The organism is Francisella sp. LA112445 (assembly GCF_012224145.1).
Classification (GTDB): Bacteria; Pseudomonadota; Gammaproteobacteria; order Francisellales; family Francisellaceae; genus Francisella.
In genome coordinates this window covers 1,849,435-1,865,019 of record NZ_CP041030.1, presented here as the reverse complement: position 1 = coordinate 1,865,019, position 15,585 = coordinate 1,849,435, and the positions used below count along the sequence as shown (strand labels likewise).

Genomic DNA, 15,585 nt, shown 5'->3' with positions numbered 1-15,585 from the left:
AATGGCTAAGAAGAAAATAGAAGCTATTATTAAGTTGCAAGTAGCAGCTGGAAAAGCAAACCCGAGTCCACCGATTGGTCCTGCACTAGGTCAGCACGGTGTTAACATTATGGGTTTCTGTAAAGAGTTTAATGCTAAGACACAAGGTATGGAACCAGGTATGCCAATTCCTGTTGAAATATCTGTATATAGTGATCGTAGCTTTACTTTTGAAATGAAAACGCCACCGGCTTCTTATTTAATTAAGAAAGCTGTCAACGTTAAATCAGGTTCATCAAACCCATCAAAAGATTTTGTTGGAACTATTACTCGTGAGCAATTAGAAGAAATCGCTAAAGTAAAAGATCCTGACTTAACAGCTGCTGATATGGATGCTGCTGTAAGAATTATCGCTGGTTCTGCTCGTAGTATGGGCGTAAAAGTAGAAGGGGTTGAGTAATGGCTAAAATTTCAAAAAGAATGAAAAATATTGCAACTAAAATAGATGCAGAAAAGAAATATCCTGTAACTGAAGCTTTCGAACTTCTAAAAGAAGTGTCTTCAGTTAAGTTTGTTGAATCAGTAGATGTTTCAGTTGCTCTTGGTGTGGATCCACGTAAATCTGACCAAGTTGTAAGAGGAGCTTCAGTTCTTCCTAATGGTACTGGTAAAACTGTAAGAGTTGCAGTTTTTGCTAAAGGTCCTGCTGCAGATGCTGCTAAAGAAGCAGGTGCTGATATCGTGGGTATGGAAGATCTAGCTGATGAAGTTAAAAAAGGTAATATGGATTTTGATGTTGTGATCGCATCTCCTGATTCTATGAGAGTTGTTGGTCAGTTAGGTCAGATCTTAGGTCCTAAAGGTCTTATGCCGAACCCTAAAGTTGGTACTGTAACTATGGACGTTGCTAAAGCTGTAGCTGATGCTAAAGCAGGTCAAGTTAGATATAGAGTTGATAAGGCTGGTATTATACATACTACTATTGGTAAGGTTAATTTTGATACAAATGCGTTAAAGCAAAACTTAGAGCAGTTATTAACTGATCTTAAAAAAGCTAAGCCTTCGGTATCAAAAGGTGTATATCTGAAAAAAGTTTCTGTATCTAGTACTATGGGTCCAGGAATTGGTGTTGACTTTTCAGATTTAAACATATAGAATAATACCTTGCAATTTCTTTGGGTTGTATGAAAGTACAACGATCAAAGACCGTAGGAGCTAGGCTCGCCTAGCTTAATAGTTATCCTACGCAGACGATGTTGACAACCTTTTTTGGTCTAAATATCGTGTTAATTAAATAAAGTGTAGACAATAAAATAAGGAGTCGATATGGCACTTAGAATAGAAGACAAAAAAGCAATTGTCGCTGAAGTTGCTGAAAATGTCTCTACAGCATTGTCTGCAGCAGTTGCAGATTACCGTGGTTTGACTGTTAATGAAATGACTTCATTAAGAAAGCAAGCGCGTGAGTCTGGAGTTTATTTAAGAGTTGTTCGTAACAACTTAGCACGTTTAGCAATTAAAGGAACTGATTTTGAGTGTCTTGGTGATGCTCTTAAAGGTCCTCTTGTTCTTGCTCTTTCTAAGGATGAGCCAGGTGCGGCAGCTAAGCTATTTAAAAACTTCCAAAAAGATCATAGTGTCTTTGAAGTTAAAAATTTAGCTATGTCTGGTGAACTGTTTGGTCCTGAAAAGTTAGATGACTTTGCTAAGCTTCCTAGTAGGGAAGAGGCACTTGCTACATTACTTAGTGTTATGCAAGCACCAGTTACTAAGTTTGTTCGTACTCTTAATGAGATTCCTTCTCAAGCTGTACGAGTATTTGCTGCTGTTGGAGATAGTAAATAATTGCACTGGCTTTTTAGAAAGCTGAAAAAAAGAATTAATTGTTAAATAAATAGGAGTTATAAAATGTCTATAACAAAAGAAGATATCCTAAATGCTGTTGCTGATATGAGCGTAATGGATGTATGTGATCTAGTTAAAATGATGGAAGAAAAATTTGGTGTTTCTGCTGCTGCTGCTGTTGCTGTTGCAGGTCCAGCTGTTGGTGGCGAAGCTGCTGCTGCTGAAGAGAAGACTGATTTTGACGTTGTTTTAGTTGATGCTGGTTCAAACAAAATCGCTGCTATTAAAGCGGTAAGAGCTGCTACTGGTCTAGGTCTTAAAGAAGCTAAAGCTGCTGTAGAAGGTACACCTTTCACAGTTAAAGAAGCTGCTGCTAAAGAAGAAGCTGAAGAGCTTAAAAAACAACTTGAAGAAGCTGGCGCTAAAGTTGAGCTTAAATAATAAAATTCTAAAAAATAATTTTTAGAAACTTAAGACTAGTGGTCAATTTTGGCCCCTAGTCTTTCTAGTATTGAAAGATACATAGATATTGGCGCAAATATACTCATATTTGCTTTTTATTTTGTGTAAACAAAATCTTAGGGATGTTTTTGATGTCTTACTCATACGCTGAGAAAAAAAGAATTCGTAAAGAGTTTGGGGTTCTTCCTCATATCTTAGATGTACCATATTTACTTTCGATTCAAACAGAGTCTTATAAAAAGTTCTTAAATGCTGATGAAGCTAAAGGTAGACTTCACTCTGGTCTTGAATTAGTGCTAAAGCAATCTTTTCCAGTAGAAAGTAAAAATGGTCAATATGAACTTCATTATGTTGATTACCAAATAGGTGAGCCTAGTTTCGATGAAACTGAGTGTCAAGTGCGTGGTGCAACTTACGATGCTCCGTTAAATGTTAAATTAAGGTTAGTTGTATATAATAAAGAAGCTCTTCCAAATGAAAAAATAGTAGAAGATATTAGAGAAGAGTATGTGTACATGGGTGACATTCCATTAATGACAACAAACGGTACATTTATTATCAATGGTACTGAAAGAGTTGTGGTGTCACAGTTACATAGATCACCTGGCGTCTTTTTTAGTAAAGATGATTCAGAAGAAGGTGCATTTTCAGCACGTATTATTCCGTATAGAGGATCTTGGCTTGACTTTGAGTTTGATGCAAAAGGCATCGTATGGGCTAGAATTGATAGAAAAAGAAAATTCTGTGCTACAGTAATTTTAAAAGCTCTTGGATATACTCAAGAAGAGATATTAGAAAATTTCTCAGATAGTAAAACTATTACTTTTGATAGTAAAGGTTTTGCCCTTAAGTTAGATGATTTACCTAGTATGAAAGGTGAACTACTTAAGTTTGACATTGTGGATGATCAAGGCAAAACAATAGTTAAGAAAAACAAGAAATTAACATCTAGAGATGTTAAGAAAATTAAAGATTCAGGCATCGACTCTGTTGCTATAGATTTTGACTTAGTAAGTACTCTTAGAGTAGCGAAAGATATCGTTAATGAGGCTACTGGTGAAGTTATAGCATATGCAAATGATGATGTTACAGAGAGCTTATTAGAAGCATGCGTTGGTGTGGGCATGCTTGAGCTAGAAGTTATCGATTTCATAACTACTGAAAAAGGTAGATATATTTCTGATACTCTAAAGTATGATCTAACAAAAAATACTGATGAAGCTTTAGTTGAAATTTATAAAGTACTAAGACCTGGTGATCCTCCAGCAGCTGCATCAGTTAAAGCATTATTTGAAGGCTTATTCTTTATCGAAAGCAGGTATAGCTTATCTGATATCGGTAGAATGAAGCTAAATGCTAGATTAGGTTCAGATAAAGTTTCTAAAGATATTTATACTCTAGAAAATAGTGATATCGTTGGCGTATTAGAAGAGCTAATTAATATTCGTGATGGTAAAGGCAAGGTTGATGATATCGATCACTTAGGTAATAGACGTGTGCGTTCTGTTGGTGAGATGGTTGAAAACCAATTTAGAATAGGTCTTTACCGTGTAGAAAAAGGTATCCGTGAAAGTATGTCTTTAGTACATAAAGATAAGCTTATGCCTAAAGATATCGTAAACTCTAAGCCGATTACAGCTGCGATTAAAGAGTTCTTTACATCTGGTGCGTTATCACAGTTTATGGATCAGGATAACCCATTATCAGAAGTTACGCACAAGCGTAGAATTTCTGCATTAGGTCCAGGTGGTTTATCACGTGATAGAGCTGGTTTTGAGGTTCGTGACGTTCACGCAACTCACTATGGTAGATTATGTCCAATTGAGACTCCAGAGGGTCCAAACATTGGTCTTATCAACTCATTAGCTAGTTACTCTAGAGTAAATGACTTTGGTTTCTTAGAAGCCCCATATAGAAAAGTTGTTGATGGTAGAGTTACTGATGAGATCGAATACTTATCAGCTATCGATGAAGATAACTATGTAATTGCACAAGCTTCTACAGAACTTGATAAAGATAATCACTTTGTTGAAGATCTTATTCAGTGTCGTTCAGGTGGTGAAGCAATATTTACAGAATCTAGCAGAGTTCAATATATGGATGTTTCTGCTAAACAGATGGTTTCAGCAGCAGCGGCACTAATACCTTTCCTAGAGCACGATGATGCTAACAGGGTATTGATGGGTGCGAACATGCAACGTCAAGCTGTACCAACTCTTAAAGCAGATAAGCCTTTAGTTGGTACTGGTATGGAGAAGATTGTTGCTAGAGATTCAGGTAACTGTATCATAGCTAGAAATGCTGGTGAAATTGCGGAAGTAGATTCAAATAGAATCGTAGTTAAGGTAGATACTGATAAGTCTAAAGACAATAAGCTAGTTGATATCTATAGCCTAACTAAATTCAAGCGTTCAAATAAAAATACTTGTATTAACCAACGTCCAATAGTTAACGTTGGTGATAAGGTTGAAGCTGGTGATATTTTAGCAGATGGTTTTGCTACTGATTTCGGTGAGCTATCTCTAGGTCATAACCTTATGGTTGCTTTCATGCCATGGAATGGTTATAACTTTGAGGATTCAATTTTACTATCTGAAAGAATAGTGAAAGATGATAAGTATACAAGTATACATATTGAAGAGTTTACTTGTGTAGCTCGTGATACTAAGCTTGGTCCTGAAGAGATAACTGCAGATATTCCTAACGTAAGTGAGTCAGGTTTAGCAAAACTTGATGAGTCAGGGATTGTACATATTGGTGCTAATGTTGAAGCTGGTGATATTCTTGTAGCTAAGATCACTCCTAAAGCTGAACAACAACTAACTCCAGAGGAAAGGTTACTAAGAGCAATCTTTAATGAAAAAGCTTCTAATGTTGCTGATAGTTCATTGAGAATGCCAAGTGGTACTTCTGGTACAGTTATCAATGTTCAAGTTTTTGAAAATGATAAAGGTGGTAAGAGCTTAAGAGCACTTCAGATTGAAAAAGAGCAAATAAACAAGGCTCGTAAAGACTTTGATGAAGAGTTTGCTGTAATTGAATCTGTAGTTAGATCTTCAGTAGAAAGTGATATTGTTGGTGCTAAAGTTCTAAAAGCAAAAGGTCTTAAGAAAGGTGCTGTTCTAACTAAGGAGTTTTTAGAGAAACTTCCGTTTGCTAAATGGTTAGAAATATCTTTTGAAGATGAGAAGCTTAATGATAGAGTAGAAAAAGCTAAAGAGTATTATGATGAAGCAAAAATAGCTATTGATGCTAAATTTGAGATTAAGAAAAAATCTATTACTCAAAGCAATGAACTATCTCCAGGTGTACTTCAAACAGTTAAAGTTTTTGTTGCTATCAAGAAACGTATTCAGCCAGGTGATAAAATGGCTGGTCGTCACGGTAACAAAGGTGTGGTATCACGTGTACTACCTGTTGAAGATATGCCGTATATGGAAGATGGGACTCCTGTAGATGTTTGTTTGAACCCTCTAGGTATTCCATCGCGTATGAATATCGGTCAGATTCTTGAGGCTCACTTAGGTTTGGCTTCATATGGTCTTGGTAAGAGAGTAGAGAAAACATTAGAGCAAACTAGAAAAGCAGCTGAGTTAAGAAAAACCCTTGAAGAGGTTTATAATAGCGTTGGTAATAAAAAAGTTGACCTAGAATCTTTAAGTGATGAAGAAGTTTTAACTCTTTGTGAAAACTTAAAAGATGGTGTACCAATTGCAACTCCTGTATTTGATGGTGCAAGAGAAGAAGATATTAAATCTCTATTAAAAATAGGTGGTTTTGCAAGTAATGGTCAGATGAAACTTTTTGATGGCCGTACAGGTCAAGCATTTGATAGAAATGTAACAGTTGGTTATATGTATATGTTGAAGCTTGATCACTTAGTAGATGATAAGATGCATGCTAGATCGACTGGATCGTATAGTTTAGTTACACAACAGCCTCTAGGTGGTAAAGCACAGTTTGGTGGCCAAAGATTCGGTGAGATGGAGGTTTGGGCATTACAAGCATATGGTGCTGCTTATACGCTAAGAGAGATGTTAACAGTTAAATCAGATGATATAGCTGGTAGATCTAAAATGTATAAGAATATAGTTGATGGTAAGTTGACTATGAGTGTTGATGTTCCAGAATCATTCAATGTTCTAAGAAATGAAGTTAGAGCACTGGGTATAGATATGGATTTTGACCATTCATCTGAGGAAGAATAAGCTATCTTTAAAAGCTACTTATTTTTTGTTATTAAAATAAAAGTATAGGAGAGTTACCTGTGAATAACGGTATCCTACATCAAAATTACAATAGTAAAAAGTTTGATATTATTAAAATATCTTTAGCATCTCCAGAGGTTGTTCGTTCATGGTCTCATGGTGAAGTTAAAAAGCCAGAAACTATTAACTATAGAACATTTAAGCCAGAAAGAGATGGTTTATTTTGTGCTAAGATTTTTGGTCCTGTGAAAGACTACGAATGTTTATGTGGTAAATATAAGCGTCTAAAACATCGTGGTGTAGTTTGTGAGCGTTGCGGCGTTGAAGTTGAGCAAACTAAAGTAAGAAGAGAAAGAATGGGACATATTGATCTAGTTTGTCCTGTTGTACATATTTGGTACTTAAAGTCTCTTCCTTCAAGAATTGGTCTTTTCTTGGATATGCCTCTTAAGAATGTAGAGAAAGTTCTATATTTTGAGTCGTATATTGTTACTGATCCAGGAATGACACCTTTAGAGAAAAAGCAACTTCTTACAGATGAAGAGTATGCTGAAGCTCTAGAGAACTATGGTTATGAGTTTGAAGCATCTATGGGTGCTGAAGCTATTAGAGATCTATTATCAGATACAGATATTGAATCTGAAATAGAAATTTTACAAGAAGAATATGCACAAAGTAAATCTACAGCTAAGAAAGAAAAAGCTATCAAGAGATTAAGACTTCTTGAAACTTTCCAGGCATCAGGTAATAAGCCTGAGTGGATGGTAATGACAGTATTACCAGTTCTTCCACCAGATTTAAGACCTCTTGTACCTATCGAAGGTGGTAGGTTTGCAACTTCTGATTTAAACGATTTATATCGTAGAGTAATTAATAGAAACAATAGACTTAAAAAGCTATTAGATCTTAATGCTCCAGATATCATTGTTAGAAATGAAAAGAGAATGCTTCAAGAATCAGTTGATGCGTTATTAGATAATGGTAGACGTGGTAGAGCTGTAACTGGCTCTAACAAGCGTCCACTTAAATCATTAGCTGATATGATTAAAGGTAAGCAAGGTCGTTTCCGTCAAAACCTACTCGGTAAGCGTGTGGACTATTCTGGACGTTCAGTAATTACTGTAGGTCCATCTTTAAGATTACACGAGTGTGGTCTTCCTAAGAAAATGGCTCTAGAGTTATTTAAACCATTTGTATACTCTAAGCTAAGACTAGGTGGTCATGCTACTACTATTAAACAAGCTAAGAGAATGGTTGAGCTTGAAGAAGCGGCAGTATGGGATATTCTAGAGATCGTTATTAATGAGCATCCAGTTCTTCTAAACCGTGCTCCTACACTACATAGGTTAGGTATCCAAGCTTTTGAACCTAAGCTAATTGAAGGTAAAGCAATACAGCTACATCCTCTAGTGTGCGCGGCATTTAATGCTGACTTTGATGGTGACCAAATGGCTGTTCACGTACCTTTAACTGTTGAATCACAGTTAGAGTCGCGTGTGTTAATGATGTCTACAAACAACATCTTATCACCTGCATCTGGACAACCAATTATTACTCCTACTCAGGATATCGTGTTAGGTTTATACTATATCACTAGAGAAAAAGAGGGTGCTAGAGGTGAAGGTAAATTATTTGCTAGTTATGAAGATGTAAGCAGAGCTTATAGTTCAGGAACTATTGATATACACGCTAAAATTAAACTAAGAGTAGATAGACAAGTTTTTGATACTAAGGGTAATACTTATAATGAGAAAGGAGTTGTAAATACTACAGTTGGTAGAGCACTTCTTCTTAATATACTACCTGAAGGTTTATCTTTCTCTTTATTAAATAAAGTTTTAGTGAAGAAAGAAATTTCTAAAATTATCAACCAAGCATTCAGAGTGCTAGGTGGTAAAGCTACTGTAGTTTTAGCTGATAAATTAATGTATGCAGGTTTTAAATACTCAACTCTATCAGGTATCTCTGTAGGTGTTGATGATATGACTATTCCTGATGATAAAGAAGCTAAAGTAGAAGAAGCTGAACAAGAAATTAAGCATATTACAGAACAGTATCAATCTTCATTAATTACAGAAAATGAAAGATATAACAACATCATCAATATTTGGGGTAAAACTTCTGATGAGGTTGGAGCTTCGATGATGGATGCTATATCTAAAGATACAATCACTGTAAATGGTGAAACAAAAGAGACAGAATCATTTAACTCAGTTTATATGATGGCTAAATCTGGTGCTAGGGGTTCTTATAACCAGATGAGACAGCTTGCTGGTATGCGTGGTCTAATGGCAAAACCAGATGGTACGATGATAGAAACTGCAATTACAGCAAACTTTAGAGAAGGTCTATCAGTATTACAGTACTTTACATCTACTCACGGTGCTCGTAAGGGTCTTGCAGATACAGCTCTTAAAACAGCTAACGCAGGTTACCTGACACGTAGATTAGTTGATGTTGCTCAAGACTTAGTTGTTATTGAAGAAGATTGTGGTACTGATGATGGTTTAATGTTCTCAGCTATCGTTGAAGATGGTGAAGTTAAGGTTCCACTAGTAGAGAGAGCCTTAGGTAGAACATTAGCTGCTGATGTTGTAACTGAAAAAGGTATTGTACTATTAGAAGAAGGTACTTTATTGGATGAGAATCTAGTTGAGCTACTTGATGATAATGGTATTGATATGATCAAAGTTAGATCACCAATCACATGTAAAACACGTAGAGGTTTATGTGCTAAGTGTTATGGTAGAGATCTAGCGCGTGAAAGACAGGTTAACGTTGGTGAGTCTGTTGGTGTAATCGCTGCTCAATCAATTGGTGAGCCAGGTACGCAGTTGACAATGAGAACGTTCCATACAGGTGGTGCGGCATCTCTAGGTGTTACAGTTTCTGATATCAAAGTTAAAACAGCTGGTAAGATCAAGTTTAAGAACATTAGAACAGTAACTAACAAAGAAGGCCAAGAGATTGTAATCTCGCGTGCTGGTGAAATTATTGTTTCTGATACTATGGGTCGTGTAAGGGAGCAACATAAAATCCCTATGGGTGCAAATGTTCCTTTAGCTAGCGGTAAAACTGTAGAGATCGGTGATATAATTGCTACTTGGGATCCTCATGCTCAGCCATTAATTACAGATGTTGCTGGTAAGGTAGTTCTTGAAGATGTAATAGATGGTATAACATCTAAGCATACTTATGATGATCTAACTGGCCAACAAACTATTGAGATCACTTCTATATCTCAAAGAACAACATCTAAGAACTTAAAACCAGTTGTTAAGATTGTTGATGAAAAAGGTAATGAACTTAAGTCAATATCTTTAGCAGTAGGTGCTGTACTAAGTGTTTCTGATGATACTCAGTTAGAAATTGGTGATGTTGTTGCTAAGATTCCTCTAGAAGGGTCTAAGAACAAGGATATTACAGGTGGTCTTCCGCGTGTTGCTGAATTATTTGAGGCTAGACGCCCTAAAGAGGCTGCTATACTTTCTCCATGTGATGGTATGGTAAGACTTGGTAACAGAGACACTAAAGAAAAACAAAGAATTGAGATTTTAGATAAGAGTGGTCATATTATTGAAGAAATTTTATTACCTAAATCTCGTCACTTGGTTGTTTTTGATGGTGAAAATGTTGTTAAAGGTGATGTCTTAGCAGATGGACCTACAGATCCACATGATCTACTTCAGTATAAAGGATTAGAAGCTTTTGCTGACTATATATTGATTGAGGCTCAGTCTGTATATCGTATGCAAGGTGTTGTAATTAACGATAAGCATATTGAAACGATCGTAAGACAAATGCTAAGAAAAGCTGTTGTAATTGATGAGGGTGATAGTAAGTTTGTTAAAAATGAAAATATCGAACTTGTTAGAATCTTAGAAGAAAATGACAGATTACGTGAGCAAGGTAAGAAAGAAGTAGAGTTTGAACTTGTACTTATGGGTATTACAAGATCTTCTTTATCTACGGAGTCATTCTTATCAGCTGCGTCGTTCCAAGAGACAACAAGAGTACTTACTGAAGCATCGATACATTCTCAAGTGGATCAATTAAGAGGTCTTAAAGAGAACGTTCTTATTGGTAGACTAATACCAACAGGTACTGGTTTGGCTGTAAGAAAAGAATCTAAGAAGATTGAGAAAATAAGAGAAGAACTAGGTGTTGAAGATGGTATAGCATTTACTGATGCTGCAGCAGCTTTCAATATTGAAGAAACTTCTGTTGAAAATATCAAGCCTCAAGAAACTGAGAAAGACATCAATGAAGATATTGAAGAGTCATTAAGAAATGCTCTTGAATCATTAGATTTCTAAATTTGTTCTATATTATTTCTATCCTAAAATAAAATTTTATTATTCAAACATTTTAAATTATAATATAAGTCATATTGTACTTATTAATACTTATGGTAAATGTTTGGTATGTTAGCAAAACTCTTCTGGCAGATATTTTTTGGAATAGTTATAATTCTTATAGTAGTGCTATCTATATTGAATACTGATAGAGTAAGTTTTGATTATATTTTTGGTACTACAACACTGCCACTTATTGTTCTAATGTCTATTGCATTTGTTCTTGGGCTTATATTAGGCTCATTTATAACAAAGTTTATTCAAATAACTAAGACAAGTGGTGGCGCTAAGAAATAATGTTTGTTTTAGGTATAGAAAGCTCATGTGATGAAACTGGGCTTGCTATTTATGATTCTTGTTCTAAAAAAATAGTTGCGGATGCTTTATATAGTCAAATAGATCTACATAAAGAATATGGTGGAGTTGTCCCAGAGTTAGCATCTCGTGAGCATATTGCAAAGTTGAATGTTCTTGCTAAGCAATTGTTTCGAGAATCAGGACTTAGTTTTGATGATATAGACTGTATAGCTTATACTGCTACGCCAGGATTAGTAGGTGCGCTTATGGTTGGTGCAACATTTGCTAAGACGTTAGGCTTTATTCATAATATTGATACTATAGCTATCCATCACTTGGAAGGGCATTTATTGTCGCCTCTTTTAGATACTGATAGTGATATTGAGTATCCTTTCGTTGCGTTGCTAGTCTCAGGAGGTCACACTCAATTATTTGAAGTTAGAGGTTTTGGTCAATATAGTTTACTTGGTGAGTCTATAGATGATGCTGCAGGTGAAGCATTTGATAAGACAGCAAAACTTTTAGGGATGGCTTATCCAGGTGGAGTTGAAGTTGCTAATTTAGCAGATAAAGCGACAGATAAGAAAAAATATCTGCTGCCAAGACCTATGAAAAATAAGCCAAATCTTGATTTTAGTTTTAGTGGCTTAAAGACAGCAGTTCTAAATACCTGGTATTCAGAAGAAGATAAATCTCAAGAAAATAAGGCAAATCTTTGTTATGCTTTTCAAGATGCAGCTATAGATGTTTTAGTGTCAAAATGCAATAAAGCTTTAAAACAAACAAAAAATAAAAGATTAGTTATATCTGGTGGTGTAAGTGCAAATAAATTATTACGTCAAAGATTAGAAAAATTATCAAAAAATAATAGTTATCAAGTATTTTTCCCACCTATGAAATACTGTACTGATAATGGTGCTATGATAGCTCTTGCGGGTGCTTATAGGTATGATAATGGTTTTAAGGATTCCAGTTTAGAAATTGATGTTAAAGCTAGATCAGCAATTTAGACATCTACAAAGCACTATCAAAAAATTACAAAATATGGTACTATTATGTTGCAATTAAGAAAGTTTTCAACATCCACATAAAGTGGATTCAATTCAAAAAGGGATAAAAAGGTTCTAAATGAATAATAAAAATAAGGTCTACAAAATAGACCAAACAATAGAAAAAGAAGGTAGTATAGTCTGGAAAAGTGTTTTTGGATTATTAGTAATACCTCTATTTGCGGTAATAGTAATACCATGGTATGGTATGACATACGGCTTTGTAGCTTCAGACTATGTTTGTTTAGCTATATTTTATGCTTTAACGGGTATTAGTATTACAATGGGGTATCACAGACTTTGGTCGCATAAAACATATAAGGCGAATAAGTTTGTTAGTTATTTCCTTTTAGTTTTCGGAACTGCAGCATTACAAAACAGTGTAATACAGTGGTCTTCAGACCATAGGAAGCATCATAAAGATGTAGATGATCCTATCAAAGACCCGTATGCAGCTACAAGAGGATTTTGGTTCTCGCATTTTGGATGGTTGCTTAGACACAGTAGTCCTGATGTACAAGAAATTCGTGGTGTAAATGATCTTTTGAAGGATCGAGCACTAGTATTTCAACATAAACATTATACTATTCTAGCAATATTAGCATGTTTTGGTTTACCTGCATTAGCTGGACTTATATTTGGATTCTTGAGTGGACATACTTTCACAGCTGCTTGGCATAGTGCTGTAAGCTTCCTACTTTTAGGCGGATTCTTAAGAGTGATACTTGTGCACCATGCGACTTTCTGTATCAACTCATTGGCTCATACTATTGGTAAGAGACCTTACTCTAGAAAAAATACTGCTAGAGATAGTTGGATTACTGCGATTGTAACAGGCGGTGAAGGGTATCATAACTATCATCATGCTTTTGCAGGTGACTATAGAAATGGTATTAGATGGTTTGATTTAGACCCTTCTAAATGGCTTATAGCGGGTCTTGCTAAGATGGGTTGGTGTTATGATCTAAAAACAACGCCTAAGCACTTGATAGAAATTGCAAAAGCTAAAGTTAAATTAGATGAAGCTCTAACTAAAAAGAATAAAACTTTCCATCTTGGTATAGAAGAAAAATATACTAAGCTAGTTGCTAACGTTAAAAACATGTATAACGCTAAGCAAGAGTATCTTAAAGCTAAGAAAGAGAATGTTTTATCTAAAGCTGATATTAAAGCTATTAAATCAAAATATAAAGATTTAAAAATCGAGTTTGTTGAAGCTAAGAAAAATTATAAAGCAAGCACTCTAGCTTAATTAATCAAAAATTTAATTCGTCTTTCTTTCTACTTATTATTTTTAAGCTTATTTAAGCTGTCTATGTCGAAATGATTTTAAATAACATCCAGATTAACAATATATGTAATTTTTCTTATTAAGGCCAGCTTCTATAATAAAACCATATAAAAAGTACTGTTGCTCCATCAAGCTTAACCATGAGGCCTAGTAAATAGCTATTTGATCAGTACTACTTTTTTAAATATAGACTATAACTCTGTTTATCTAGGATAGTTTAAAAAGGTTATTATACTTTCAATTGAAAATATAGTTCTAAAGTTCACTATTGAATATATTTTATAATAAGTTTTATTAGTGAAAAAATGAGAATTTTAAAAGAGTTATAATGAGTTCGATACTTTTTAAAAAAAATATAAAGATTAAATATTAGCTAAAGATTTAAGAGTATCTGCTTTATCAATTTTTTCCCAACTAAACTCAGGAAGTTCGCGTCCAAAGTGACCATAGTTTGAAGTTTTTCTGTATATTGGGTTTAGTAAATCTAGGTTTTCAATAATCTTACCAACTCTAAGATCAAAAACTTCATTAACAAGTTTTTCAATAGTATTATCTTCAACTTTACCAGTACCAAAAGTATTTACCATTAGAGATACAGGTTTTGCAACACCAATAGCGTATGCAACTTGAACTTCACATTTATCTGCTAGACCAGCAGCAACTATATTTTTAGCTATATATCTACCCATATATGCACCAGAGCGATCTACTTTAGATGGATCTTTACCTGAGAATGCACCACCTCCATGATGAGCTGCACCACCATAAGTGTCAACAATAATCTTTCTACCAGTTAGACCACAATCACCTTGAGGACCACCAATTAGGAATACACCCGTTGGATTTATGTGGTATTTAGTATTTTTTGTGATTAGATTAGCAGGAATAACTTCTTTGACAATCTCTTCGATTACAGCATCATGTAATTCTTTTTGAGAAATTGACTCATCATGCTGAGTTGATAAAACAATTGTATCAATAAATTTAGGTTTATTATTTTCATAAGCAAGAGTTACTTGAGCTTTTGCATCTGGTCTTAACCATGCTAATTTGCCTGATTTTCTAAGTTCTGCTTGTTTTCTCATTAATAAGTGAGAATAGTAGATAGCTGAAGGCATAAGAGTTGGTGTTTCATTTGTTGCAAAACCAAACATTAACCCTTGATCACCAGCTCCAAGGTCTTCTAAAGATCCGCGATCTACACCTTGAGCGATATCGCCAGATTGTTTACCAATAGCATTAATGACAGAACATGTTCTACCATCGATTCCTTTATTAGCATTATCATAACCTGTTTCTGTAATAACATTTCTAACTAGTTCTTCGATATCTACCCATGCAGAAGTAGATATCTCACCAGCAACTAGTGCCATCCCTGTTTTTACTAAGGTTTCACATGCTACGCGCGCATTTTTATCTTGTTTTAGTATTTCATCTAATATTGCGTCTGAAATTTGGTCAGCAAGCTTGTCAGGATGTCCTTCTGATACCGACTCAGAAGTGAATAAATAGTTCTTTGACATTTTTTAATATTTCCCTTTTAGTTTGTTTAGTCAAAAGGTTTCTAGGAAATTTTTAAGAAAATTAATAGAAACGCTTTAGCTTATTATTTAGTGTCGCAAGCAAGTTGTTTGTTAAATACAGCGACTTCGGGTATTATATATTTATGTTTATATTAAGTCAACTATTGACTTTTTAGTCGAGAGACTTTAAAGTATTGCTATTAAATTTTTGCATAAATTTTTGCTAAGTTTATGGCTGCTAGACTTGGTTGTTAAATTTAAATATTTAAAAAAGATTAAAAATATAAAACCGGAGAACAATAAATGGTAGTAATTCGTATGGCTCGTGGTGGAGCTAAAAAGCGTCCTTTCTATAGAATCGTAGTTGCTGATAAAAGAAGCCCAAGAGATGGTAGATTTATCGAAAGATTAGGTTTCTTTAACCCATTAGCTAAAGGTGGCGAAGAGAGATTAAAGCTTGATGTTGCTAAAGCAGAAGCTTGGCTTGCTAAAGGTGCTCAACCTTCAGACAGAGTGGCTAGCTTAATCAAAGAAGCTAAAAAAGCTGCTTAATAAAATTTCATAATAAAAATAATT

The 15,585-nt window shown here is 34.8% G+C and carries 11 protein-coding genes; 10 read left to right on the top strand and 1 reads right to left on the bottom strand.

What is annotated here, in order from left to right; all coding sequences use genetic code 11:
• The first annotated feature begins 1 nt into the window (after position 1).
• The 9 genes from rplK (at position 2) to FIP56_RS08980 (ending at position 13,447) form a co-directional block, all read left to right on the top strand.
• Entirely contained in the window at positions 2–439 is a 438-nt protein-coding gene (gene rplK / locus FIP56_RS09020) for a 50S ribosomal protein L11 (RefSeq protein WP_192578579.1), read from the top strand.
• Entirely contained in the window at positions 439–1,134 is a 696-nt protein-coding gene (gene rplA / locus FIP56_RS09015; RefSeq protein WP_192578578.1) for a 50S ribosomal protein L1, read from the top strand. The genes rplK and rplA overlap by 1 nt, the downstream gene beginning before the upstream one ends.
• 171 nt (positions 1,135–1,305) lie before the next feature.
• Positions 1,306–1,824, top strand: a complete 519-nt coding sequence (gene rplJ, locus FIP56_RS09010) for a 50S ribosomal protein L10 (protein WP_192578577.1) — start codon at positions 1,306–1,308, stop codon at positions 1,822–1,824.
• A 63-nt stretch (positions 1,825–1,887) separates the two neighbouring features.
• Complete coding sequence (rplL, locus tag FIP56_RS09005) at positions 1,888–2,265, top strand: 50S ribosomal protein L7/L12 (protein ID WP_192578576.1); 378 nt, start codon at positions 1,888–1,890, stop codon at positions 2,263–2,265.
• 152 nt (positions 2,266–2,417) lie between these two features.
• Positions 2,418–6,494 carry a DNA-directed RNA polymerase subunit beta gene (gene rpoB, locus FIP56_RS09000; protein WP_192578575.1) on the top strand — a complete coding sequence of 1,359 codons (4,077 nt, stop codon included), beginning with the start codon at positions 2,418–2,420 and terminating at the stop codon, positions 6,492–6,494.
• A 59-nt stretch (positions 6,495–6,553) separates the two neighbouring features.
• On the top strand, positions 6,554–10,810 hold the full coding sequence (rpoC, locus tag FIP56_RS08995; protein ID WP_192578574.1) for a DNA-directed RNA polymerase subunit beta': 4,257 nt from the start codon (positions 6,554–6,556) through the stop codon (positions 10,808–10,810).
• A gap of 99 nt (positions 10,811–10,909) precedes the next feature.
• Complete coding sequence (locus FIP56_RS08990) at positions 10,910–11,146, top strand: LapA family protein (protein ID WP_192578573.1); 237 nt, start codon at positions 10,910–10,912, stop codon at positions 11,144–11,146.
• Positions 11,146–12,156 carry a tRNA (adenosine(37)-N6)-threonylcarbamoyltransferase complex transferase subunit TsaD gene (gene tsaD, locus FIP56_RS08985; protein ID WP_192578572.1) on the top strand — a complete coding sequence of 337 codons (1,011 nt, stop codon included), beginning with the start codon at positions 11,146–11,148 and terminating at the stop codon, positions 12,154–12,156. Before FIP56_RS08990 ends, tsaD begins: the two co-directional genes overlap by 1 nt.
• A 118-nt stretch (positions 12,157–12,274) precedes the next feature.
• Positions 12,275–13,447 (top strand): fatty acid desaturase, encoded by a 1,173-nt coding sequence (locus tag FIP56_RS08980; RefSeq protein WP_192578571.1) that lies wholly within the window; start codon positions 12,275–12,277, stop codon positions 13,445–13,447.
• A 401-nt stretch (positions 13,448–13,848) separates the two neighbouring features.
• On the opposite strand, the gene metK is transcribed toward FIP56_RS08980, so the two are convergent.
• On the bottom strand, positions 13,849–15,009 hold the full coding sequence (gene metK / locus FIP56_RS08975) for a methionine adenosyltransferase (protein WP_192578570.1): 1,161 nt from the start codon (positions 15,007–15,009) through the stop codon (positions 13,849–13,851).
• Between the two features lie 303 nt (positions 15,010–15,312).
• Here metK and rpsP point away from each other — a divergent pair, with 303 nt between their 5' ends.
• Positions 15,313–15,561 carry a 30S ribosomal protein S16 gene (gene rpsP, locus FIP56_RS08970; protein ID WP_040009129.1) on the top strand — a complete coding sequence of 83 codons (249 nt, stop codon included), beginning with the start codon at positions 15,313–15,315 and terminating at the stop codon, positions 15,559–15,561.
• The last annotated feature ends 24 nt before the right edge of the window (positions 15,562–15,585 follow it).